This window comes from Bradyrhizobium sp. BRP22 (assembly GCF_020194175.1).
Lineage (GTDB): Bacteria > Pseudomonadota > Alphaproteobacteria > Rhizobiales > Xanthobacteraceae > Bradyrhizobium.
In genome coordinates this window covers 223,748-246,749 of sequence record NZ_JADYVX010000004.1, presented here as the reverse complement: position 1 = coordinate 246,749, position 23,002 = coordinate 223,748, and the positions used below count along the sequence as shown (strand labels likewise).

The 23,002-nt window shown below is 64.3% G+C and carries 20 protein-coding genes; 12 read left to right on the top strand and 8 right to left on the bottom strand.

Going from position 1 to position 23,002, the window contains the following annotated elements; all coding sequences use genetic code 11:
• Positions 1 to 203 precede the first annotated feature (203 nt).
• From I6F35_RS07915 to I6F35_RS07895, 5 genes are all read left to right on the top strand, one after another.
• Positions 204 to 965, top strand: coding sequence for a helix-turn-helix domain-containing protein (locus I6F35_RS07915; protein ID WP_225117090.1), 762 nt, complete (start codon positions 204 to 206; stop codon positions 963 to 965).
• 111 nt (positions 966 to 1,076) lie between these two features.
• Entirely contained in the window at positions 1,077 to 2,438 is a 1,362-nt protein-coding gene (locus tag I6F35_RS07910; RefSeq protein ID WP_225117089.1) for an FAD-binding oxidoreductase, read from the top strand.
• 242 nt (positions 2,439 to 2,680) lie between these two features.
• The gene (locus I6F35_RS07905; RefSeq protein ID WP_225117088.1) at positions 2,681 to 3,766 is read left to right on the top strand and encodes a DUF2855 family protein; all 1,086 of its coding nucleotides are present in this window, start codon (positions 2,681 to 2,683) and stop codon (positions 3,764 to 3,766) included.
• Between the two features lie 92 nt (positions 3,767 to 3,858).
• On the top strand, positions 3,859 to 5,646 hold the full coding sequence (locus I6F35_RS07900) for an NAD(P)/FAD-dependent oxidoreductase (RefSeq protein ID WP_225117087.1): 1,788 nt from the start codon (positions 3,859 to 3,861) through the stop codon (positions 5,644 to 5,646).
• Positions 5,647 to 5,756: 110 nt separating this feature from the next.
• Positions 5,757 to 6,731, top strand: coding sequence for a peptidyl-alpha-hydroxyglycine alpha-amidating lyase family protein (locus I6F35_RS07895; protein WP_225117086.1), 975 nt, complete (start codon positions 5,757 to 5,759; stop codon positions 6,729 to 6,731).
• Between the two features lie 187 nt (positions 6,732 to 6,918).
• Here I6F35_RS07895 and I6F35_RS07890 read toward each other — a convergent pair whose 3' ends face one another.
• Both I6F35_RS07890 and I6F35_RS07885 read right to left on the bottom strand, forming a co-directional pair.
• Positions 6,919 to 7,710, bottom strand: coding sequence for a phytanoyl-CoA dioxygenase family protein (locus I6F35_RS07890; protein ID WP_225117085.1), 792 nt, complete (start codon positions 7,708 to 7,710; stop codon positions 6,919 to 6,921).
• A gap of 196 nt (positions 7,711 to 7,906) precedes the next feature.
• Positions 7,907 to 9,667, bottom strand: coding sequence for a chloride channel protein (locus I6F35_RS07885; RefSeq protein ID WP_225117084.1), 1,761 nt, complete (start codon positions 9,665 to 9,667; stop codon positions 7,907 to 7,909).
• Between the two features lie 187 nt (positions 9,668 to 9,854).
• Here I6F35_RS07885 and I6F35_RS07880 point away from each other — a divergent pair, with 187 nt between their 5' ends.
• Complete coding sequence (locus I6F35_RS07880; RefSeq protein ID WP_225117083.1) at positions 9,855 to 10,412, top strand: HNH endonuclease; 558 nt, start codon at positions 9,855 to 9,857, stop codon at positions 10,410 to 10,412.
• Between the two features lie 677 nt (positions 10,413 to 11,089).
• Here I6F35_RS07880 and I6F35_RS07870 read toward each other — a convergent pair.
• Positions 11,090 to 11,275, bottom strand: a complete 186-nt coding sequence (locus tag I6F35_RS07870) for a hypothetical protein (RefSeq protein ID WP_225117081.1) — start codon at positions 11,273 to 11,275, stop codon at positions 11,090 to 11,092.
• A gap of 131 nt (positions 11,276 to 11,406) precedes the next feature.
• Positions 11,407 to 12,645 carry a cytochrome P450 gene (locus I6F35_RS07865; protein ID WP_225117080.1) on the bottom strand — a complete coding sequence of 413 codons (1,239 nt, stop codon included), beginning with the start codon at positions 12,643 to 12,645 and terminating at the stop codon, positions 11,407 to 11,409.
• A 306-nt stretch (positions 12,646 to 12,951) separates the two neighbouring features.
• On the opposite strand from I6F35_RS07865, the gene I6F35_RS07860 reads away from it, so the two are divergent.
• The 3 genes from I6F35_RS07860 to I6F35_RS07850 all read left to right on the top strand — a co-directional run bounded on the left by I6F35_RS07860 (position 12,952) and on the right by I6F35_RS07850 (position 16,897).
• On the top strand, positions 12,952 to 13,176 hold the full coding sequence (locus tag I6F35_RS07860) for a dodecin (RefSeq protein ID WP_225117079.1): 225 nt from the start codon (positions 12,952 to 12,954) through the stop codon (positions 13,174 to 13,176).
• Between the two features lie 123 nt (positions 13,177 to 13,299).
• Positions 13,300 to 15,177, top strand: a complete 1,878-nt coding sequence (locus I6F35_RS07855) for an AMP-dependent synthetase/ligase (protein ID WP_225117078.1) — start codon at positions 13,300 to 13,302, stop codon at positions 15,175 to 15,177.
• 202 nt (positions 15,178 to 15,379) lie between these two features.
• A complete protein-coding gene (locus tag I6F35_RS07850) occupies positions 15,380 to 16,897 on the top strand; it encodes an AMP-binding protein (RefSeq protein WP_225117077.1) in 1,518 nt (505 codons plus the stop codon).
• Between the two features lie 128 nt (positions 16,898 to 17,025).
• On the opposite strand, the gene I6F35_RS07845 is transcribed toward I6F35_RS07850, so the two are convergent.
• On the bottom strand, positions 17,026 to 17,445 hold the full coding sequence (locus I6F35_RS07845; RefSeq protein WP_225117076.1) for a DUF1810 domain-containing protein: 420 nt from the start codon (positions 17,443 to 17,445) through the stop codon (positions 17,026 to 17,028).
• Positions 17,442 to 17,933: an NUDIX domain-containing protein gene (locus I6F35_RS07840; RefSeq protein ID WP_225117075.1), complete on the bottom strand. Its 492-nt coding sequence runs from the start codon at positions 17,931 to 17,933 to the stop codon at positions 17,442 to 17,444. The genes I6F35_RS07845 and I6F35_RS07840 overlap by 4 nt, the downstream gene beginning before the upstream one ends.
• A 259-nt stretch (positions 17,934 to 18,192) precedes the next feature.
• On the opposite strand from I6F35_RS07840, the gene I6F35_RS07835 reads away from it, so the two are divergent.
• Together I6F35_RS07835 and I6F35_RS07830 are read left to right on the top strand one after the other, a co-directional pair.
• Positions 18,193 to 19,164: a S1C family serine protease gene (locus tag I6F35_RS07835; RefSeq protein WP_225117074.1), complete on the top strand. Its 972-nt coding sequence runs from the start codon at positions 18,193 to 18,195 to the stop codon at positions 19,162 to 19,164.
• Between the two features lie 16 nt (positions 19,165 to 19,180).
• The gene (locus I6F35_RS07830; protein ID WP_225117073.1) at positions 19,181 to 20,278 is read left to right on the top strand and encodes a phospholipase; all 1,098 of its coding nucleotides are present in this window, start codon (positions 19,181 to 19,183) and stop codon (positions 20,276 to 20,278) included.
• A 3-nt stretch (positions 20,279 to 20,281) separates the two neighbouring features.
• Here I6F35_RS07830 and I6F35_RS07825 read toward each other — a convergent pair whose 3' ends face one another.
• Both I6F35_RS07825 and I6F35_RS07820 read right to left on the bottom strand, forming a co-directional pair.
• Entirely contained in the window at positions 20,282 to 21,184 is a 903-nt protein-coding gene (locus tag I6F35_RS07825; RefSeq protein WP_225117198.1) for an SDR family oxidoreductase, read from the bottom strand.
• 37 nt (positions 21,185 to 21,221) lie between these two features.
• Positions 21,222 to 21,962, bottom strand: a complete 741-nt coding sequence (locus tag I6F35_RS07820) for an SDR family oxidoreductase (RefSeq protein ID WP_225117072.1) — start codon at positions 21,960 to 21,962, stop codon at positions 21,222 to 21,224.
• A gap of 121 nt (positions 21,963 to 22,083) precedes the next feature.
• On the opposite strand from I6F35_RS07820, the gene I6F35_RS07815 reads away from it, so the two are divergent.
• Complete coding sequence (locus I6F35_RS07815; RefSeq protein ID WP_225117071.1) at positions 22,084 to 22,971, top strand: LysR family transcriptional regulator; 888 nt, start codon at positions 22,084 to 22,086, stop codon at positions 22,969 to 22,971.
• Positions 22,972 to 23,002: the final 31 nt, after the last annotated feature.

Below are 23,002 nucleotides of genomic sequence, written 5' to 3'. Positions count from 1 at the left end.
TCACGTGTGCGTTAGGAGCGGCTTCGCCGCCCTTTCGCAGCCGCCATCCGCGCCCAACTTAGCAGGCCTTGTTTCATGCACCGCTTGGCGGAGCGCGATTCCACGTGTCGAAGTTCGGTCAAGTGCGCTGGGCTCGAAAAGACGGCGAGCCACCTATCATATCCCAAGCGGATGGTCCGCGGGGCGAAAGCGGTGTCCGCGTGTTGCGGGCGCTATTCGATGGCGGGGCCCATTTCAGCGGCGCCACCGAACAGCACCTCGTCTTCGTTCAGATGTCGCCCCATCTGCGGCTCGATTGCCGGATAGCCGGACGACGGCTGCGGCACGAGACGGGCCAAGGCGCGCTGGCGATCTCTCCGGCCGGCGCAGACTGCTCCGCCGACGCCGACGACACCGCCGATATGCTGCTGATCGCCGTCAAGCCGAGCCAGCTCGCGCTTGCCGCCGCGGAAGATTCCGCGCTCGAAGCCGAGCTTCCCGAGCGGCTGTCGGGATACGATCAGATGCTTCAGCACACGGCGCAGTCGCTGGTTGCGGAGAGTGCGCAAGGCTATCCGAACGGTCCGTTGTTCTGGAGCGAAGCCGCCAGCCGTTTCATCGGCCGCCTGGTGTCCAGCTATACGTCGGCGCCCGGAAACCCAGCGCGAGGCCGGTTGGGTCAACGCGCGCTGCAGCGGATCAGGGACTATGTGCTCTCCAATCTCGCCGAGCCGATCGAAGTCGCCGACCTCGCCGCGCTCGCCGGCCGCAGCTCGTTCCATTTCTCGCGCGTGTTCGCCCGCTCGGTCGGCATGACGCCGTATCGCTACGTCGTCCATCTGCGCCTGCAGGCGGCGGCCCGGCATATGCGCGAAGGACGAATGGGGCTCGCCGAAATCGCGGCCGACACCGGGTTTTCGGACCAGAGCCATTTGTCGCGATGGGTCCGCCGCGTCTACGGCGTTCCTCCCTCCGAGTTCGCCTGAACGCGTACCCGCAAAAGCGCAGGAATCTTCACGAACGCCCAGTCCGCTTCTCCGTAAACCGGCTGAGAACGCCGAGCACTCCGCTCGCGCCGATCAGAGGAGAGCGAAGCCATGTCTGCTGCGATCGATGCCGCCTGTCGCGGTCTGAGCGAGGATCTGCCTGGATTGGTGTCATTGCCCGGTAATGATCGCTATGCGGCGGCGACCAGCATCTGGGCAAAGCAGGTCGGCGTCACGCCTGGCGCGGTCGTGCATTGCCGAACCGCCGAGGACGTCCAGGCCGCGATCCGATCCGCGCGCGAGCGCGAGCTGCCATTATCGGTTCGCGGCGGCGGCCACGACTGGGCGGGCCGCGCGCTCTGCGAGGGCGTGGTGCTCGACTTGAGCGGCATGCGCAGCGTCGTGCTCGGCGCCGACGGCCGCAGCGCCACGGTTGCGGGTGGCGCTCGCGCCGCCGATGTGACCGCTGTCACCGACCCGTTCAGGCTGGCCGTGGTGGCAGGATCGGTTTCGAGCGTCGGCATCGCCGGACTCACGCTCGGCGGCGGCTATGGTCCGCTGATCGGACGCTTCGGCCTGGCGATCGACAACATGCTCGCCGCCGAGATCGTGCTGGCCGACGGCCGCATCGTGCATGCCGACGGCGAGAGCAACGCCGATCTGTTCTGGGCGCTGCGCGGCGGCGGCGGCAATTTCGGCGTGGTGACGGCGATGCGCCATCGCGTCCATGAACTGCCGAGCGTTCATTCCGGCATGCTCGTCTATTCCTTTTCCGAGGCCCGCGCGGTGCTGGAACGGTGCAGCGCATTGATGGCGTCGGCGCCGGACGAATTGACGGTGCAGCACACGCTCATCGCCGATCCAAGCGGCGCGGTGGTGGTCCTGGTCATTCCAACCTGGAGCGGCCGGCCCGAAGAAGGCGAAGCAAGGCTTCAACCCTTCGCCAAGCTGGGAACGCTGCTCGCAGGCGGAATCGAACGGCAATCCTACGCGGCTCTGCTCGGCATGTTCGATCCCTACATCGTCAACGGATTGCAGACCGTGATGGACAGTTGCTGGCTGCCGGCGCTCGACCGCGATGCCATCGACGTGTTCATCCATGCGATGGAGAACACCGTGTCGCCGGGCTGCGCGATCATCACCCACGAATTCCGCGGCGCGGCGTCCCGTGTCGCGAAGAACGCGACGGCGTTCGGGCTGCGTCGCGATCACCTGCTGGTCGAGATCCTGGCAAGCTTCCCGGACCGATCCGACGCCAGCGACGAACCGCGGCACCGGCACTGGGCACGCACCACCCGCGAGCGTTTCGTCTCGGCGCTGCCCGGTGGCTATCCGAACTTTCTCGCCAGGGATGAGCTTGATCGCGCAGGCCAGAGCTACGGCGGCAACGCCGGACGGCTGATCGAGATCAAGCGCCGCTACGATCCCGACAATGTCTTCGCTTCCGCCATTCCGTTGCCGCGTTCCGCTTAACGAGAGACAAGCATGCTTATTTATGTCGTTAGCACCACTGTCGCGTTCATGCTGACTGCCTTCAAGGCAAAAAGGGCGGCCCCGCGTCTCCCTCGGACCCACAATTTCAAGCGGCTTGTCAGGCCGACGTCCGCTGCATCGGATCAGCGAGATGCGAACAGCGTTTTAAACTATGTTGCTGTTGCAAAACATTCATCACTCGACGCAAAGATGGCGGCGCGTCAAGAGCCGGAGCCGCCCTCATGACATCGACCGACTTCGTCGTCGCCCGCAACGATCTCAACCAATGCAAGTTCATCGAGCGGACGCTGCCTGATGTCGCCGCGCTTCCGAGCGAGATATTGCTGACCAAGGTGACGAGTTTTGCGCTGACCGCAAACAACATCACCTACGCGATGGTCGGCGACGAACTCAAATACTGGCAGTTGTTCCCTGCACCGGAAGGATTTGGCAACATTCCGGTGTGGGGATTCGGCGAGGTGATCGCCTCCCGCCATCCGAACGTCGCCGAAGGCGAACGGCTGTTCGGCTACTTCCCGATGGGGACGCATCTTGTGATCGAGGCCGCCGATGTCAGCAAAGGCGGCCTGCGCGACGGCGCTGCGCATCGGCAGGGCGTGGCGCCGGTCTACAACGCCTATGCGCGCGTGAGCGGCAATCCTGCCTTTGCGGGACGGCAGGGTGATTACCAGGCCCTGCTGCGGCCGCTGTTCATGCTGTCGTTCCTGGTCGACGACTTCCTCGCCGAGAACGGATTTTTCGGCGCGGAGAACGTGATGCTCTCCTCCGCGTCCAGCAAGACCGCCTTCGGCCTCGCGCATCTCCTGCACACCACGGGCATCAAGGTGATCGGCCTGACGTCATCGGCGAATAGCGGATTCGTAAAGTTGCTCGGCTGCTACGACGAGGTCATCACCTATGATCGCCTCGCGTCCCTGCCGTCCGATAAGCCGACGGCGTTCGTGGACATGGCAGGCAACAGCGACCTGCGCGAGACGCTGCACCGGCATTTCGGCGCGCAGATGAAATATTCGGCGCGCGTCGGACTGACGCATCGTCGCTCAGCGGAGACCGAGCCGGAACTGCCAGGCGCCAAGCCAACCTGGTTCTCCGCGCCCGAGCAGATCCGCGTGCGTGCGAGAGAATGGGGACCCGGTGGCATCGAGAAACGTTTCAGCGCCGCCTGGTCAGGCTTCGCGCCAAAGCTCGAACAATGGCTGAAGGTGATCGAAGGCCGCGGACCGGCGGCCGTTCAAGCAGCCTATCTCGATACCCTGGCAGGGCGCGTTCCGCCGGAACTGGGACATATCCTGTCGCTCTCGGAATAGCCGACATCCCGTCACGCTCTTTCTGCAGTCCGCCGAATAGGTATAGGCTGCAATGGAATACGCCGCGAAGACGGCCGTGACGGGGAACGCTCATGCTCGACAAGACCGACGACATCTCGGTAGCCGCCGATACTTGGCTCGCGCGATTCGAGGACGCACTTCGCAAGCCCGCCGACGGTTCGCTCGATTTCCTGTTCCTCCCCGATAGTTTCTGGCGCGACATACTGGCGCTGAGCTGGAACATCCAGACCATCGACGGTGCGGACGCGATCATTGCCGAGCTGAAGCGGCATGCCGGCCGCGCCGCACCGCGTCGCTTTGCGATCGACCCCGATCGCCGCGCGCCACGCAGGGTGACGCGGGCCGGCACCCATGCGATCGAGGCGATGTTCAAGTTCGAGACCGCTGATGGTCGCGGCAGCGGCATCGTTCGCCTGATCCCTGACGCCACCGACGGCAACACGCTGAAGGCCTGGACTCTCCTGACCGAGCTCGGTGAGCTCAAGGGCTTCGAGGAGCAGCTCGGCGTCAACCGCCCGCGCGGCAACGCCTATTCGCGCGACTTCCGCGGGCCGAACTGGCTCGATCTGCGCAAGGCGTCGACCGACTATGCTGACCGCGATCCGACCGTGCTCGTGGTCGGCGGCGGCCAGAGCGGGCTCTGCATCGCCGCGCGGCTGAAGCAGTTGCAGGTCGATACGCTGATTGTCGACCGCGAGGCGCGCATCGGCGACAATTGGCGCAAGCGCTATCACGCACTGACGCTGCACAACCAGGTGCAGGTCAACCACCTGCCCTATATGCACTTCCCGCCGAACTGGCCGACCTATATCCCGAAGGACAAGCTCGCCAACTGGTTCGAAGCCTATGTCGACGCCATGGAGCTGAACTTCTGGACCAGCACCGAATTCGAGGGCGGACACTACGACGAGAACGAAGGCCGCTGGACGGTGACGCTGCGCCGTGCCGACGGCACGAAGCGTGAGATGCACCCGCGCCATGTGGTGCTCGCCACCGGCGTCAGCGGCATTCCGAACGTGCCTGATATTCCCGGCCTGAAGGACTTTTCCGGCAAGGTCATGCATTCCAGCGGCTATGACGACGGCGAGAACTGGAAGGGCAAGCGGGCCATCGTCATCGGCACCGGCAATAGCGGCCACGATATCGCGCAGGACCTCTATTCCAGCGGCGCCAGCGTGACGCTGGTGCAGCGCAGCCCGACGCTGGTGGTCAGCATCGAGCCCTCGGCGCAGCTCGTCTACGCGCCCTACAATGACGGGACGCTCGACGATAACGACCTGATTGCGATGTCGATGCCGCTGAAGCTGGGGCGCAAGAGCCATGCGATGGTGACGGAGAAGTCGAAGGCGCTCGACAAGGACCTGCTCGAGGGCCTGGCACGCGTCGGCTTCAAGCTCGACTACGGCGAGGACAATACCGGCTGGCAGTTCAAATATCTCACCCGCGGCGGCGGCTATTATTTCAACGTCGGCTGCTCCGACCTGATCGTCAAGGGCGAGATCGCGCTGAGGCAATTCTCCGACATCGAGACGTTCGCGGCCGACGGCGCCAGGATGAAGAACGGCGAACTGATCGCCGCCGACCTCGTCGTGCTCGCGACCGGCTACAAGCGCCAGGAAGAGTTGGTGAAGAAACTGTTCGGCGCCGAAGTCGCCGACCGCGTCGGCACGATCTGGGGCTTTGGCGAGGAGCAGGAGCTCCGCAACATGTATACCCGGACCGGCCAGATGGGCCTCTGGCTGATCGCCGGCGGACTGGCGCAATGCCGGATCGGCTCGAAGCACCTGGCGCTGCAGATCAAGGCGATCGAAGAGGGCCTGCTGCCGCGCGACGTCGGGCCGCGGGCGACGTTCGCGTAATTCATACCGTCATTCCGGGGCTCGCGCAGCGAGAACCCCGAATCTCGAGATTCCGGGTCTGGTTCTTCGGACCATCCCGGAATGACTGCGAATTTGGGGGAGGACATCACATGCCGACCATCCTCGGCTCAGGCGAGCATCGCTACCGCGTGGTGGAGAACTGGGCCAAGCTGCCCGACGGCTGGCAGCTTACCGACGTCGCCTCCGTCGCGGTCGACAGCAAGGACCGTATCTATGTCTTCAACCGCGGTGAGCACCCGATGGTCGTGTTCGACCGCGAGGGCAATTTCCTGCGGAGTTGGGGCGAAGGCTTATTCTCGCGCGCCCATGGCCTGCACATCGATGCCGATGACAACCTCTATTGCACCGACGACGGCGACCATACCGTGCGCAAATGCTCGGCGGAGGGCAAGGTGCTGCTCACGATCGGCATCCCCAGCAAGCCCGCGCCGTTCATGAGCGGAGAGCCGTTCAACCGCTGCACCCACACCGCGCTGTCGCCGAAGGGCGAGATCTATGTTTCCGACGGCTACGGCAATGCTCGCGTCCACAAATTCACGCCCGACGGCAAGCTGATGAAGAGCTGGGGCGAGCCCGGCACCGATCCCGGCCAATTCAACATCGTCCACAACATCGCGACCGACGCCGACGGCTTTGTCTATGTCGCCGATCGCGAGAACCACCGCGTGCAGGTGTTCGATGGCGACGGCCGATACGAGACGCAGTGGAACAATTTGCACCGTCCCTGTGCGCTCTGCTGTTGCGGCGGCAGGCAACCGAATTTCGTGATCGGCGAACTCGGCCCCGGTCTCGCGGTCAACCGCAAAGTGCCTAATCTCGGACCCCGGCTCACCATCGTCGACGCCAAGGGCAACCGCATCGCGCGGCTCGGCGGCGAGAACGGCCCCGGTATCGAGACCGGAAAATTCCTGGCGCCGCACGGCATCGCGCTGGACTCCAGGGGCGACATCTATGTCGGCGAGGTCGGCGTCACCGACTGGAAGACCAGCTTTCCCGAGACCGAGATGCCGGCCAGAGTGAGGGTGGCGCGCTGTCTGCAGAAGCTGGAGAAGATTCCGGCTTAGGGCGGGATGAGATCAACTCGAATCGCGTCCGCGGTGGACACTGCACTCCCTCTCCCGCTTGCGGGCGAGGGCTGGGGTGGGGCTCCGCGATACACGCTGTTCGACCCTGTGGAGAGAGCCCTCACCCGGCGCTATGCGCCGACCTCTCCCGCAAGCGGGAGAGGTGAAGAAAATTCGCTGGTGTTGATCAGAACCTTAGCCCGCAAGCCTGACGGATCGCGACCTGAACCGGCGACGGCGGCAAGCCCGGATCAAACTCACCCCGCGGCAGCAGCGGCGGTTGAGCCATGAACCGTGGACGTCTCCCGCGGTGAGGTTGCGCGGCGTGGACCAGGAACGGATGGCATAGATAGACCGTGCCTGCCGCACCAGTCGCCAGTTCAACCTGGCAACCTTCCGTCGAGGCGTAGCCGTGGGCGGAGAGCTGCCTCAGCGTCGCGCCCGCTTCGCCATAGGGCAGCAACTCCCGCGCGATGGTGGCGTGCGAGCCTTTCCGGACCTTCGTGGGCGCATCATCGGGACCAACATCCGAGAACAGGAAGAGCATCAGCAATGCCCGTCCGCTGCTCTTCACGTTGGCCCGCCACTCCATGAAATCCGGATTGTCTCCGCCAAAGCTCATGTCCACATGCCAGCCATCATCGCCGGGAGGCTCTGACGAGGGAAAGCGGATCGGGAAGGTCCCGAGGGCTTTGGGCGCAAGCCAGCGATCCTCGCCAACAAGCTGATCGTAGGCCCTGTGCAGAAGCGGCGTGTTGGCGGCTGCAACGAAGGGCGGCGAAGCCTTGTAGCCCACCCGAACAACCGGTTGACTCCAGTTCTCTGGCTGGTCTGGCGACAGACCAATATCCGCCCACAGTTCGTCCCGGCATTGCTTCGCAAGGTCGGTGCTGAAGGCATTTTCGATTTTGATGAAACCGTCAGTGATAAAGGCCTCGACTTGACAAGAAGTCAGGCCGACGTGCTCGGCTTTATGCATTCCACATTCTCCGTTCGGCTACTCGCGTCGGCGGAGCCGTGTTGATCTGATCGGCGCGGATGCGCCGGAACGACTTCGGGCCGTTCAGATCAGCGGGAAGAATGTGGACATGAACATCATGTGGGGAAGGTATACCGAGGCGGAGGACGAAATCAAGCTGCGCATGACCAATCGCGTTCCGGCTTGCTGTCCGCGGTCAGGCCTCGCCGATCACCTCGCGCCGACGCTGCTCGGATTCCTCGGCATAACGCCGCATTGCATGCGCTTCGGTGAGGACGCCGATTGGACAGCGCTCGGCGCCCTCCTCGACCACGGCGAGCGATTCCGCTTCGGCCGCATCGAACACCGCAATGGCTTCCTGGATGTTCATGCTCGGATGCAGCACCACGTCGCTGTGGCGCAGGATGCCGGCGAGGCCCTTGTTCATGTCGATATCGGGCGCATGCGCTTCCGCGATCAATGCCAGCCCGGCGTAACGCCCCTCGCGATCGACCGCGACCACCTGCGTCTTGGAGCCGAGCGGAAACTGCTTGCGGAACTCTTCGATCGGCATGTCCGCATGCACCGTCGTCATGTCCCGGCGCATCAATTTGTCCACCGTGAGATCGCGGATCCAGCCGATATCGGCGGCGCTGCGGATGGTCTCGCCGCGCAGATGCAGCCGCCAGGTCGCAAATGAATAGCCGAACAGTTCCCGCGTGAGCATGGTGGAGATGATGACGGAGACCAGCACCGCGGTGGTGAGCCAGAGATTGCCGGTCGATTCCAGCGCGATGAACGACATCGTCAGCGGTCCGCCGATCACCGACGCCGACAGCGCGCTCATGCCGATCACCGCATAGACGTCCGGATCGAGATTGAGGCCCGGCCACAGCATGTCGCAACCGGCGGCGAACAGCCGGCCGCCCAGCGCGCCCATGAACAGCGTGGCGAAGAACAGGCCGCCGCGAAACCCGCTGCCGAGCGAGACGATCGAGGCCATCGCCTTCAGGATCAGCACGCCGGCCATGAAGACGAACGGCATCGACACGATGCCGCCGAGATGCAGCGCGCCATGCCCCGAGGACATCACCTGCGGCGTCAGCAGCGCCATCAGCCCGACGGCGAAACCGCCGAGCGCCGGACGCAGCGGCGGCCAGAGCCTTGTCTTTCCGAGCAGCGTCTCGCACAGCGTGACGCCGCGCATGATCGCGATGCCGAACAGCGCCCCCAGCACGCCGAGCAGCGCCGCGATGGCGAGGTCGCGCCCCAGCACATCGCCGACGGTATCGACGCCTATTCCCAGCGTCAGTACGCTGAAGGAATGTGCGACAAAATAGCCGGCGACAGCGGCAACCCCGACCGGCGCCAGGCTCGCGGGCGTGTAGCCGCCGATCACAAGTTCGAAAGCATAGAAGGCGCCGGCCAGCGGCGCGCCGAAGGCGCCGGCGATCGCCGCCGCCGCTCCGCATCCGACCATGATGCGCTGGTCGATGCGGCGCAGGTGAAAGCCGCGGCCGAGCGAGGCCGCGATGCCGCTGGAAAGCTGGGTGTAACCCGCCTCCAGCCCGACGGAAGCGCCGACCCCGGAGGACCAGATCGTCTGCAATGCCACGATCACGCTGCCGCGAAACGACATCCGCCCGCCATAGAGGGCATTGGCCTCGATCGGGTCGATCTCGCGCCCCGGCCGCCAGCGCGCCAGCGCGAGGAAAGCCAGCCCCAGCAACAGCCCGCCCAGGCTCGGAACCAGCACGGCGCGCAGCGGGTCGAGGCTGATCTGGCTGGAAAGCCGCTCCCCGAACGGCAGGTCGAACAGCGCCACATGCAGCACCGAAACCGCGCCGCTCATGGCGGCCACCACCAGCCCGCCGATGGTTCCGGTCAGCGCCGCCAGGACCACGAGGCTCGTCTCGTGCGCGCGCACGAAGGCGCGCAGCCGGCGCGGTGCCTCGAAGTAGCGTGACGTGGTGCGCATTGCTGACGCCGGCTCAGGAGGATATCTGGGCCCCCTTTACGGGCCTTGCAGGAGGGTGGCAATCACGGCGGGATCATGGCAGCGCAGTGCAGGATAAACGGCTCAATGCTCTTCACAATGCCGTCACGCTGCATGTAGTATGTCAGTGCATGCTGCTTCGCAGCGATATGGAGGCCGGGAGCGTTACTTGAACGCACATGTCTCGCAAGGCGGTTGGCCGGTACTGGTCCTGAATGCGGACTTCCGGCCGCTGAGTTACTACCCCCTGTCGCTATGGTCGTGGCAGGATGCGATCAAGGCAGTCTTCCTCGATCGCGTGAACATCGTTGAATATTACGACCGGGCGGTACGCAGCCCGTCCTTTGAAATCCAGCTTCCCAGCGTCGTCTCGCTCAAGTCCTTCGTCAAGCCGACCACGCATCCGGCGTTCACCCGTTTCAACGTCTTCCTGCGCGATCGTTTCGCCTGCCAATACTGCAATTCGCCCGAGGACCTGACGTTCGACCACATCATCCCGCGCAGCAAAGGCGGCCAGACCACCTGGGAGAATGTGGTCGCGGCATGCTCGCCCTGTAACCTCAGGAAGGGCAACCTGACGCCGCAGCAGGCCAAGATGTTTCCAAAGCAGACGCCATTCGCGCCGACCGTGCACCAGCTCCACCGCAACGGCCGCCTGTTTCCGCCGAACTACCTGCACGATAGCTGGCTCGACTACCTGTACTGGGACACCGAACTCGATCCGTAAGGATTGCGGGATGCGCTGCTGTCGTGGGACACACAAGGGTGTTGTCACCGGCTGATAAGCTGTGCCTTGAGATCCGCTACACTCGCCTGCCAATCCTGCAAACTCCTTCCCTCGCCTTCTTGCATCAGCTCTTGCGTCTCCGAGTCGTTACCGACTCGATCGACGGCTCTGACCGCCAACTCTGTAAGGTCTCGATTTGCATCCCTCGAACGGCGCGCCGCCCATTCTTTGCATGAAGCAGATAGATGACGTGACGGACTTCCCATCATGGCCGCAACGATTTCGGCGGCCGCCAAAGCGCGCGAAGCGCTCTCATCGTTGAGAGGCGATTGAGGGGTCAAAGCAGTATCGAGAGCACGACGATCGATTCCACACTGCCGTCAGGAACAATCTGGTCCAAGAGATCTAATGCGGCATCGTCGGAGCTGGGGCGCCGGCCGGCGACAATCTTCCGGTTGCATTCAATTTTACGGAAATCTCGAAGCGACTTTTCAAAAATTGCCGGTATCCGTTGGGGCATGAGCACGACACCCCATCCTCCGCTCGCGCCGCCTGGCGCGGCAGGCTAGCGAAACCGGCACGTAGCCCTTCTCGATTCCAGGAAACAATCGGCGCAGACGTCCTCGTCTGCGAACGGCGGAGCCTTGCCCGCAGACAGGACCGACGATGACCGTCTCTTACTTGAGTTTCCGCGTGCCGTACTCCGCGAACCGGCACTGTGTGATCGTCATCAGGCCCCAGCGGGAGGCGTACCAGGCGGTCTGCGTCGACGCCGCAACCAGACGGACCATCGCAAGCCCATCGCTCCAGTGCGACTCGGACGGCGCCCGGCCACAGGTCTCGGCCGCGGATGTCATCGGCATGATCGGCAGCTATCGTCTGGCCGCCGCCGCCGTCGACTTCGAAGCGGACGAGCTGGCAGACCGCAGCCGCCGGCTATCCAGCCAGTTGCGGTCGCGCCGGCGCCTGCAGCGCGGATCTTTGCCGGACAATTTTACGGCTTCCAAGAAAGCCGCATGGCATCGACGCGACGGATTCCGAAATGGCCGCTGATTTTCGGCGGTACATCCAACGTGAGCTGCGGTATGCGGGCGGCGATCGCGCTGAGGCTTTCCTCCAATTCGGCGCGGGCGATTGCCTCACCGATGCACCGATGCGCACCATAGCCAAAGATCGGATGCAGCCGTGGCTGGTTGCTGCGATGAATATCGAAGATATCAGGACGGTCGTAGGCCATCTCATCACGCATGGCCGACATGGTCGATAATGTGACGAACTGGCCGGCGGGGATGACGGTCCCGCCGACGTCGACATCCTCCCTTGTGGCTCTCGCGACCCCCGCGACGCTCGGTTCGAAACGCATCGCTTCGGTGACCGCGCCTGAAACGCTGGCGGGATCGCGGCACACCTCCGCCCATTGGTCGCGATGCTGAAGCAGAAGCGCGACCTGCATTGCGATTGCGACCCTGGTGGTATCGGTGCCTCCGACGATCAGTTGGAATATCTGGTAAAGTATCTCCTCGGGGGACATTTCACCGCTTTCGGCGGCGGCCGCTAGGAATGTGGACAGGAAATCCCCGCGCGGGCGGCGGCGGCGTTCGTCGAGGATTTCGTCGACGTATTCGCGTAGCTGTTGCCCCGCCTTCTCGATCCCGGAGATGTCATCGGGAGTCAGGCCGAAACTGAAGAACTTGGTCACCTCATAGACCAACAGCGTAAATGCCGGGATATCCTCGCGCGGGAGTCCAAAAAGATCGGCAATCACGCGGGCCGGCATTTGGGCGGCGAACTCGTCGAAGAAATCGACTTTGCCATCTCCGTACCACCCCTCGATGAGGTTCTCGGCAGTGCGGCGAATGCTCGGACGCATCTCAGTAATGGCACGGGCGGCAAATAATCGCGAAAACGGCGCACGGCGACGCCGATGTATATCGCCGTCGGCCGTCAGCATGCCATGGTCGAACATATCGAACATCGCACCATTGTCGAGGCCCTGCATCTCGGGAAAGCTCGTTCCGGTGGGGCCGAAGCGCGGGTCTTTGCTCAGGCGGTCAACATCGGAAAAGCGCAGCACGAAATATCCGCCGCTCTCGTGCAGCACTACCGGATGTTGCTTGCGGTAGCCACGGAATACAGCGTGAGGATCCGCTTCAAGTTCCTTCAAGGTAAGCGTCGGGATTTGGTCGCCAGAGGAGCCAGCAGAAAACTCCTTGGTGCTGATCTTTTCCGTCATCGTCCACTCTCCGCTTTTACAATTCCGGCTCGTGCAGAAGCGGAATGCTGCCGGCGCGCAGTTTCAGCTCTATTTCGCGGCACCGGACAGTCGGTTACGTTCGTAACGCGCTCCGATCTCGCCGGCGCATGGCGCAAGCGCGGTGCGTCGATCGAGATTGCCCGGAGCGGACCGAAGCAAATCGGATGGAACTCCGATGGCTGTGAGCTTGTTCAGAATGGACGCGGCGCCAATGCCGAATGATCCCGGGCCGACGGAGTAGCTCCGGATGCGCCACGCTTGACCTGAACCACAAGGAGGTTTGCCATGCCCACGACAGGCGAGAAGGACCACGTCTACAAGATCCTGGATCTTGTCGGATCGTCGGAGACGAGCATCGAGGATGCGATCCAGAACGCCGTCAGCCGCACCGCAAAGACCATTCGCGAGATGAAGTGGTTCGAAGTCGTGCAGACGCGAGGCCACATCGAAAATGGCGCCGTCCGTCACTACCAGGTCACGCTGCGGGTCGGCTTCACACTGGAGGAATAAGGCCGCCGCCGGTGCACAACCGCCGCCGACATACCTGTTCTTGCGCTAGGTCAAACATATGAGGTAGCCCCCGTGCGACGGGTCTACACGTTTGTTTGATGCTTAACGTCGTGCGGAGGCCATGTGGAGGTTGAGAAACGGTCCGGCGCCCCTTTGATCCCGCAAGCTGGCGCGCCGGACAAGCTTGCGGAAGTCCGCACGCTGCCTGAGCTTCTGCGTTGGCGTATCCGCGTAAGCCCGGACGCAGAGGCCTACCGGCATTTCGACGCAGCGGCCGGCCGCTGGGTCAGCCATTCCTGGCACGAGATCGATGGCGAATTCGACCGCTGGCGGCGCGCGCTGGCCGCCGAGGGATTCGCAGCCGGCGAGCGCGTTGCGATCCTGATGCCCAATGGCATCGAGCATATCGCGATGGACCAGGCCGCATTGTCGCGGGGCCTCGTGCCGGTGCCGATGCATGCGATCGATAATCCTGAGAGCATCGTCTACATCCTCAAGGATTCCGCGGCGTCGCTGCTATTGGTCGACACCATCGATCGCTGGCGGATCCTCGCCAGCGCGGGCGCGCCGACCGACACGCTCAAGCGTGTCATCTGCGCAGATCAGCAAGGTACGGAGAACCCGGCAGCAACCGATCATCGCGTCGCGGCGCTGAAATCCTGGCTGGAGCCCGGACCGAAGACCGAGACGGACATCGCCGACGTGCCGCTCCAGCCGGATGATCTTGCCGCGATCGTCTACACCTCCGGCACGACCGGACGGCCAAAAGGTGTCATGCTCTCGCACGGGAACATCATCGCGAACGTCAAGGCGATCCACGCGCGCATCGCCGCCAGCCCGGACGACATCTTCCTGTCCTTCCTGCCGCTGTCGCACACGTTCGAGCGCACCGGCGGCTACTACTATCCGATCGTCGCCGGCGCCTGCGTCGCCTATGCGCGATCGGTGCAGCAGCTTCCCGACGACCTGAAGCAGGTGCGGCCAACCGTGCTGATCTCGGTGCCGCGGATTTATGAGCGCATCTATGCCCTGATCATGCAGCACAGCGAGGCGGCCGGCCGCTTCGAACGCGAATTGCTCGACCTCACCGTTGCCGTCGGCGGACGGCGCTTCGATGCGAGGCAGGAAGGCGGCAAGCTGTCGCTGTTCGACAGGATGGCCTGGCCGGTGCTCAAGCGGCTGGTCGCCGACAAGGTGCTGGCCCAGTTCGGCGGGCGGCTGCGGGTGGCCGTCAGCGGCGGCGCGGCGATCGGCGAGCGGGTGATCCGACTGTTCCTCGCGCTCGGACTGGACATCCTGCAAGGTTACGGCATGACCGAGACGTCGCCCGTCGTCTCCGTCAATACCGCAGATGATAACGACCCGCGCTCGGTCGGCCGGCCGCTCGATGATATCGAAGTCAGGATCAGCGAGGATCAGGAGCTGCTGGTGCGGGGCCCGAGCGTGATGCTCGGCTATTGGCACCGCCCCGAGGAGACGCGTCGGGTCAAGGAAGCCGACGGCTGGCTGCATACCGGCGATCAGGCACGCATCGATGACGGCCGCATCAGCATCACCGGCCGCATCAAGGACATCCTGGTGACCTCGACCGGCGAGAAGATCGCGCCCGTCGATCTCGAAACCGCGATCCTCGCCGATCCCCTGTTCGAGCAGGCCATGGTGATCGGCGAGAACCGTCCCTTTCTTGCGGCGCTCGTGGTGCTGAACGCGAAGGCCTGGGAGCGCGAGAAGGGCAGGCTCGCGGGCAGCGACGCGGAAGCGGAAACCGCATTCCTTGTCAAACGGATCGCCGCGGCCGTCAAAGCCTTCCCGGCCTATGCGACACCGCGCGCGGTATGGTGGACGCTGGAGCCTTGGACCATCGCCGCCGGCCTGTTGACGCCGACGCTGAAGAACAAGCGCCCGGCGCTCGAGCATCGCTTTGCCGCGGAGATCGAACGGATCTACGCGCGCAGGCCAACTGGTGGATCGCGTCCTGCGGCCTCAGTTGCGCACTCGTGAAAGGACACCGTTGCGTCGGAATTCAATTGTTAACGTGAGTGGTGGGTTTCGCCTCGCTCTAGCCACCCTACGATTCCGATTCGATCGTCAAGCAATGTCTCTCAGCCGCGGCTTGACTCGCCTCGTCTCCTGTTGATGAAGTGCGCCATATCATCCAGCCACAGAAGTGGCTGCAAGCAGCCCACCAAATGGAAACGCCTTCATGTTGATCCCGATCGCCGACGTGCCGCGCTGGTATGCTGAACGCCAGCCGGCGGGTACGATTGCCATTCGTCATGGACAGGACACGCTGACCTGGGAGCAACTGGAGCGCGGTGCCAATGCGCGCGCGCGAGCGTTCGCGACCAAGGGCGTCAAGCCCGGCGACTTCGTCGCGATCGGGCTGCCCAACAGCAACGCATTCTTCGAGACCACCTTTGCGGTATGGAAGTGCGGGGCGACGCCGACCTCGCTGTCGTGGCGGTTGCCGCGCGGCGAAGCGGCCGCGGTGCTCGATATCCTCAAGCCGGCGCTGGTAGTCGGCGGCGAGCCCGATTGGAATGCGCCGAACTCGCTGCCGATCGGCTTCGTGCCTGAAGGCTATTCCGACGAGCCGCTCACGGCGCCCGTGGCGCGCTATTGGAAGGCGATGACGAGCGGCGGGTCGACCGGGCGGCCGAAAGTGATCCTCGATCATCTGCCCGCCGTGGTCGATACCACCATGGCGCCACCGCTCGGCATCCCGCTCGGCGCCTCCCTGCTCAATCCGGGGCCGCTCTATCACAACGCGCCATTCATCGTCTCGCATTTTGCGCTGTTCGCGGGCGGACGGCTCACTGGGCTGACCAAGTTCGACGCCGAGGAGACGCTGCGCCAGATCGAGGCCGAGCGCGTGCAATGGATCAATTTCGTGCCGACCATGATGCACCGGATCTGGGCGCTGCCGGGCGAGGTGCGCAACCGCTACGATCTATCGAGCCTGCAGGTCGTGTTCCACATGGCGGCGCCGATGCCGCCATGGCTGAAGGAGAAATGGATCGAGTGGCTGGGGCCAGAACGGATCTGGGAGCTTTATGGCGGCACGGAGCGACAGGGCGCTTGCATCATCTCCGGCGTCGAATGGCTCGCGCACAAGGGCTCGGTCGGCAAGATCGGCGAGACCGCACGCCTGCGCATCATCGGCGAGGACGGCAATGACGTCGCTCCAGGCGAAACCGGCGAGATCTATTTCCTGCCCAATGACGGCGCCGGCACCACCTATCACTATCTCGGCGCCAAGCCGAAACGCCGCGCCGACGGCTGGGAGTCGCTCGGCGATATCGGCCGGCTGGATGAGGAGGGCTATCTCTATCTCGGCGACCGGCTCGCGGACATGATCCTGCGCGGCGGCGCCAACATCTATCCGGCGGAGGTCGAGGCTGCGGTGAGCGCGCATCCCGACGTGCGCTCCTGCGTCGTGGTCGGCATTCCCGACGCCGAACTCGGCCAGCGCATCCATGCGATCCTCGAGTGCGATCCGGCAATCGACGCCCAGGCCATCGCCGACGGCATGGGCGATTTCCTCGCCGACCGGCTGAGCCGCTACAAGCATCCGGAGAGTTTTGAGATCGTGGATGCGCAGGTGCGCGACGATTCCGGCAAGGTCCGCCGCACGCTGCTGCGCGACGAACGCGCAGCCTGGCTGAAGGAGAACCGCGCGTTCCGGATCATGCCGTCGCGCGCGAAGGCGAAGGCGGAGTGAACGAACGCCGTCATTCCGGGGTACGCGTCGGCGCGAGCCCGGAATCCGTTTCTCCACCTGTGCATGTTGCCCGATGGATTCCGGGTTCGCGACTTCGTCGCGCCCCGGAATGACGGCGAATGGACTGGCTAGCCAAGCAACTCCAGCGTTCTTGGGTCGGCTGCGCCGCCATAATATTTCTTCAACGCAGCGGGAAATTCGGGGACGACCGACACCGCGGCGAACAAGGTCATCGAGGAACGGAACTTCAGATCGTCGGGGCTGCCGAGAATTTGGTGGATGGTCTTGCCTTCGACGGCGTTGACGAGACGCGTGCAATCGATAAGCCGCGGCCCCAGGATTTCATGCTGGAGGTAGGCGATGGCCTCGTCGCGGCAGGCAATCGCAAAACGCTGCGCCATTGGGCTGAACCCGAGACCGGCAAGCTGAGGGAAGATGAACCACATCCAGTGGCTTTGCTTGCGGCCGCGGCCGAGCTCCGCCACGACCTGCCGGTAGACGGGAGCCTGCGCATCGACAAAGCGCGCGAGATCAAAGCGGTCGCTCATGGGCTCCTCCCAGATGGGCCGACAAACTCGGCGAGGCGATCGAGCAGCGGCCGCTGGCTTTCGAGGATCTTCGCATGCGCCGCAGCGAGCTCGAACCATTCGGCACGGTCGATCTCCGGAAAGGCCTGTATCTTCCCGCTTCGCGGCGGCCACTCGATCTTGAACATGTTACTCTTGATAGCGTGCACATCGAGATCGCCTTCGACGGCGAAGGCGATCACCCGCTTTCCGGCGCGCTGGCGGATCTCGCCCAGCGGTTCGAGCGGCTGATCAAGGGTGACGCCGGTCTCCTCGGCAAATTCGCGGCGCGCCACGGCGCTGCCGTCCTCCTCCCCATCAAGTTCTCCCTTCGGGATCGACCAGGCGCCCTCGTCCTTGCGCCGCCAATAGGGCCCGCCGGGATGCACAAGCAGGACTTGCAGCCGCGGCCCAGAACGGCGGTACATCAGGATGCCCGCACTTGTGGGCGCGCGACGTGCCGCCTTCAAGGATCTTTGCTCCAGCAATGCATCACCTGCTCCGTTTGGGCAGAACCCGGCGGGTCAACCATGATGCTATCTCCGGACGCGTTCGGTTTCAAAGTGCCCGGCAATGACGGGGCTGACGTGTTTGTAGTCGTTCCAGACCGTGAAGCCCGCTCGCGCTGACCTCATTTCGTTGTTATATTGGGCTTGGGACGATCGACCGGACATTGATTATCGGGTGCGGCGTTAGTCGAAGGAAACGCGATTCTTACGGAGATCCTTCATGTCTTCCACGACCGAATGGAGAGTGCCGCCGGCGCACCAGCCCAGTTCCGGCAATTACAAGTTCGACCTCGATCGCGCGCTGACTGCCGTGGTGGGGCTGCACTCACTCATCCCATCCGATGCGTTCAGCGCGGAGACGTTGGGCACGGAGCGCGCCGGCAATGGGGTCCTGATCGACGACGGGTTGGTGCTCACCATCGGCTATCTCATCACGGAAGCGGAAACCGTGTGGCTGCACCTTGGCGATGGCCGCCTGATCGAGGGCCACCCGCTCGGCTTTGATTTCGAATCCGGCTTTGGCCTGGTGCAGGCGCTTGGACGACCGGGCATCGATCCGCTCCCGATCGGCTCGTCCGCCACCACGAAGGTCGGTGACAATGTCGTGGTCGGCGGCGCCGGCGGCCGCACCCGCTCGCTGGCGAGCCAGATCGTGGCGAAGCAGGAATTCGCCGGTTATTGGGAATATCTGCTCGATGATGGGATCTTCACCTATCCCGCGCATCCCAATTGGGGCGGCACCGCGCTGATCTCCAGCAAAGGCGAATTGATCGGCATCGGCTCGCTGCAGCTCGAACGCGAGCGCGGCGGCCGCGCGGAGCATGTCAACATGATGGTGCCGATCGACCTCTTGACGCCGGTGTTCGACGACCTGCGCAAATATGGCCGTGTCAACCGGCCGTCGCGGCCCTGGCTCGGCATGTACACGACCGAGATCGACAACCGCATCGTCGTGGTCGGTATCGCGAGCAAGGGCCCGGCGGCGCGCGCCGAGCTGAAGACCGGCGACGTCATCCTCGCCGTCAACGGGGAAAAGGTGATGAGCCAGGCGGACTTCTACCGCAAGCTCTGGTCGCTCGGCACCGCCGGCGTCGACGTGCCGCTCACGGTCTATCACGAAGGCGTCACCTTCGACGTCACGCTGGCTTCGATCGATCGCGCGAAATTGTTGAAGGGGCCGCGGCTGCATTGAGATCGGGAGCGGTGCAATGAGCGAGGCCGTGGTGAACGACATCGTGGCCGTGCTGCCGCCATTGTTGCAGACGCTGGAATCGCTCGGCTTCATCGCGCGCCATCTGCACCCGCCGGAGTTCGGCCGCGTGATGCAGATCGCGGGCGAGCCGGACGAAGCGCTGCGCGCCGTTCGCCCGCGGCTCACCGAGTGGCCGGAGCAGTTTGCCGCCATCAAAGCGCAGCTCCAAACCGCAAGCGACGCGGCGCTCGCCGCCTATCAGGGCCTGCGAGCGGTGCAGGACGGCCATGGTGATCTGGTGAGCGTGTTTCGCGCGCTGCGCTACACGCCGCGCGCGCTGGAAGCGCTCTATCCGCTCGCCGCGCGATTGCCGCCCGTGAACGAGTTCTTCACCGATCCCGCCCTGCGCGGGGATGCCGAACTGCTGGCGCGGCTGGCCGAACCTGCCAAGGAAACCACCGGCATCCTGCACGATAGCAGCGAGCCCGGCAGCCGCGGCGGCTTTTCGTTGTATGTTCCGGAATATTACCAGCCTGACCGCGCCTGGCCGCTGGTGATGGCGCTGCATGGCGGCAGCGGCAATGGCCGCAACTTCCTCTGGAGCTGGGTGCGCGACGCCCGCAGCCGCGGCGCAATCCTGGTCTCGCCGACCGCGCGTGGAAACACCTGGGCGTTGATGGGCGACGATATCGACACGCCGAACCTGGTCCGCATCCTCGATTTCGTGCGGACGCGCTGGAATCTTGACGAGAAGCGGATGCTGATGACGGGAATGAGCGACGGCGGCACGTTCTGCTACGTTTCGGGTCTTGAGCGCAGTTCGCCCTTCACGCACGTCGCCCCTGTCGCCGCAACCTTCCATCCGTTGATGGCGCAGGTGGCGGATGCGGAACGGCTGCGCGGATTGCCGGTCCATATCGTGCATGGAAAGCTCGACTGGATGTTCCCGGTCCAGGTCGCGCGGCAGACGCATCAGGCGCTATCCGCGGCCGGTGCCGCCGTGACCTATCGCGAGATCGACGATCTGAGCCACACCTATCCGCGCGAAATGAACGCGGTGATCCTCGATTGGCTGAATGGCACGCCGGCGGCACCTGAAGCGCCGCCGGCCTGAGTTTCAGCCGTTGCCCTTGGGATGCAGCAGGTCGGAGAGTCCGACACGGTGCAGCATCTCGCTGCGGACGCGGTCGATGACGGCGAAAGCTACGTCCGCGCCGTCCTGGGTCGGATCGATATGGACGCGAAATGGCCGCTTGCCGAACGGCGTGTCGACGACGTTGACGATCGCATCCGCGACCGACGAGGCGTCGGCATCTGGAGGCACAATGGCCGAGAACGCTTTCATGATCCGTTCGCCGAAGCCGCCATAGGGGCCGGCTTCATATTCCGCGACGCGCGCCTGGTCGGCCGGCCTGCCCGAATGCGCAAAATGATTGGTGCCGCCGGTGAAAGCGCCGGGCACGATGATCGAGGTCTCAACGCCCCAGCGCGACAGCTCGCGAGCATAGGACACGGCCATAGCATCCATTCCCGCCTTCGCGGCGAAATAGGGCGCAAGGTAAGGCGGCGTGCCGCCGGCCACGCTGCTGCTCGACACCCAGACCAGAAGTCCCCTGCCCTGCTCGCGAAGCTGCGGCAGCGCTGCGCGGTTAACGCGCTGCGTACTCAGCACGTTGACGTCATAGAGCTCCGCGAGCTGTTCGGGCGTGAAGGCTTCCGCCGGGCCGAACACCATGTGGCCGGCATTGTGTATGACGACGTCGAGACATCCCCGCTCGGCGACGATCTCTGCGATCGCGGCATCAACCGACCGCTGTGAGCCGACATCGAGTTCGATCGCGCGCAGATCGACGCGGTTGTCACGAGCGAATTTCTCGACATCGGCGACCTGGGCGGCATTGCGTCCCCTGGTCTCCCGCATCGAGGCATAGACGGTGTGGCCCGCCTTGGCGAGCGCATTGGCGGTCAGTCGGCCGAAGCCGCTGGAAGCGCCGGTGATGACGATGACCTGTTTCATGATACGTATCCATTTTCCTTCGCGAGGCTTGTTTGCGGCCTCAGACCAGGCCGCCATTGGCGCGCAGCGTCTGGCCGTTGATCCAGGAGCCGTCGGGGCCGGCGAGGAAGGACACGACCGAGGCGATATCCTCGGGCATGCCGAGCCGCTCCAGCGGATTCGCTTTGGCAAAACGGTCGATCAATTCCGGCGACTTGCCGTGCAGGAACAGATCGGTCGCCGTCGGACCGGGTGCAACCGCATTGACCGTGACCGAGCGTCCGCGCAATTCCTTCGACAGGATCGCGGTCAATGTCTCGATCGCCGCCTTGGTCGCGGTGTAGACGCCGTAAGTCTCGAGCTTGGTGCCGACGACGCTGGTCGAGAAATTGATGATGCGTCCGCCATCGCGCAGCCGGCGCGCGGCCTCGCGCATCGTATTGAAGCTGCCCTTGAGGTTGATCGCCACCTGCTGATCGAACAGCGCGTCATCGGTGTCGGCGATCCTGGCGAGCTTCATGATGCCGGCATTGTTGACGAGCACGTCGACGCCGCCGAAGGCGGCTTCCGCCGCATCGAACATGCCGCGCACTGCGTTGGGGTCGCTGACGTCAGCTTTCGCAGTCAACGCCCGGCCGCCGGCCGCCTCGATCCGGCTCGCCACCGTCTCGGCGGCTTTGGTCTCGCCGGCGTAGTTGATCACGACGGTGAAGCCGTCCTTCGCGAGACGTTCGGCCACGGCAGCGCCGACCCCGCGCGAAGCGCCCGTTACCAGTGCTACTTTGTTGGTCTCGTTTGACATCTTCTGTTCTCCTCTCGGTTGCGGCTTGGCCGCTGGGTGACAGGAGCAAGGTAGGCACTTCCACAATCCGGATAATCGTGCATTAACTGACATCACTGTTCGACAAATCCGGACAATCCAGATGGATCGATTTGACGCAATGCGGGTCTTCACGCGCGTGGTCGAGCGGCGCAGCTTCTCGCTGGCGGCGGAGGATCTCGGCCTGCCGCGTTCAACGGTGACCGATGCCGTGAAATCGCTGGAGGCGCGGCTCGGCGTGCGGCTGATCGAACGCACCACGCGGCACGTCCGCCCGACCCTCGACGGCGAAGCACATTATCGGCGCTGCCTGTCGCTGATCGCCGACCTGGAAGATGCCGAAGGCGCGTTCGGCGGCGGCAGGCCGAGGGGGCTGTTGCGGCTGGAAGTGCAGGGCACGCTGGCGCGTCACTTCCTGCTCCCCAATTTGCCGGGCTTCTTCGCTGCGTATCCCGACATCGAGATCAACATGAGCGAGAGCGATCGCTGGATCGACCTGATCGAGGAAGGCGTCGATTGCGTGCTCCGCTTCGGCCATCTGCCCGACAGCGACATGATCGCAAGACAGGTGGTGATGCTGGAGCGCCTGACCTGCGCGGCGCCTGATTATTTCGAGCGCTTCGGCACGCCGTCCGGCCCCGATGCGCTCGAAGGCCATCGCATGATCGGGATACGATCGCTGACGACGGGACGGTTACGACCGATGGAATTCGTGGTCGACGGCGCTGTGCGCGACGTGATGCTGCCGGTGATCATGTCGGTGACGGGACCGGAGAGCTACCTTGCTACCGCGCGGCTCGGCCTCGGCCTGGTGCAGGTGCCGCGCTTCCACGCCGAAGCCGATCTCGCGCGCGGCAGCCTCGTCCAGGTGCTCACGGAGTGCCCGCCACCCTCGGTGCCGGTATCCCTGCTCTACCCGCGCAACCGCCAGCTCTCGCCACGCGTGCGCGTGTTCATCGACTACGTGATGCGCGCCTTCGGGCGGGTGTAGCCGCGACGCCGGCCGGAACTGGCCGCGGAAC

What these genes read in the sequence shown, in the direction of transcription:
- I6F35_RS07815 (WP_225117071.1), top strand. Translation starts at nt 22,084, where the DNA reads ATGGATCGATTTGACGCAATGCGGGTCTTCACGCGCGTGGTCGAGCGG.
- I6F35_RS07845 (WP_225117076.1), bottom strand. Translation starts at nt 17,445, where the DNA reads ATGAGCGACCGCTTTGATCTCGCGCGCTTTGTCGATGCGCAGGCTCCC.
- I6F35_RS07835 (WP_225117074.1), top strand. Translation starts at nt 18,193, where the DNA reads ATGTCTTCCACGACCGAATGGAGAGTGCCGCCGGCGCACCAGCCCAGT.
- I6F35_RS07910 (WP_225117089.1), top strand. Translation starts at nt 1,077, where the DNA reads ATGTCTGCTGCGATCGATGCCGCCTGTCGCGGTCTGAGCGAGGATCTG.
- I6F35_RS07850 (WP_225117077.1), top strand. Translation starts at nt 15,380, where the DNA reads ATGTTGATCCCGATCGCCGACGTGCCGCGCTGGTATGCTGAACGCCAG.
- I6F35_RS07865 (WP_225117080.1), bottom strand. Translation starts at nt 12,645, where the DNA reads ATGACGGAAAAGATCAGCACCAAGGAGTTTTCTGCTGGCTCCTCTGGC.
- I6F35_RS07830 (WP_225117073.1), top strand. Translation starts at nt 19,181, where the DNA reads ATGAGCGAGGCCGTGGTGAACGACATCGTGGCCGTGCTGCCGCCATTG.
- I6F35_RS07885 (WP_225117084.1), bottom strand. Translation starts at nt 9,667, where the DNA reads ATGCGCACCACGTCACGCTACTTCGAGGCACCGCGCCGGCTGCGCGCC.
- I6F35_RS07860 (WP_225117079.1), top strand. Translation starts at nt 12,952, where the DNA reads ATGCCCACGACAGGCGAGAAGGACCACGTCTACAAGATCCTGGATCTT.
- I6F35_RS07820 (WP_225117072.1), bottom strand. Translation starts at nt 21,962, where the DNA reads ATGTCAAACGAGACCAACAAAGTAGCACTGGTAACGGGCGCTTCGCGC.
- I6F35_RS07870 (WP_225117081.1), bottom strand. Translation starts at nt 11,275, where the DNA reads ATGCCGATGACATCCGCGGCCGAGACCTGTGGCCGGGCGCCGTCCGAG.
- I6F35_RS07900 (WP_225117087.1), top strand. Translation starts at nt 3,859, where the DNA reads ATGCTCGACAAGACCGACGACATCTCGGTAGCCGCCGATACTTGGCTC.
- I6F35_RS07890 (WP_225117085.1), bottom strand. Translation starts at nt 7,710, where the DNA reads ATGCATAAAGCCGAGCACGTCGGCCTGACTTCTTGTCAAGTCGAGGCC.
- I6F35_RS07895 (WP_225117086.1), top strand. Translation starts at nt 5,757, where the DNA reads ATGCCGACCATCCTCGGCTCAGGCGAGCATCGCTACCGCGTGGTGGAG.
- I6F35_RS07905 (WP_225117088.1), top strand. Translation starts at nt 2,681, where the DNA reads ATGACATCGACCGACTTCGTCGTCGCCCGCAACGATCTCAACCAATGC.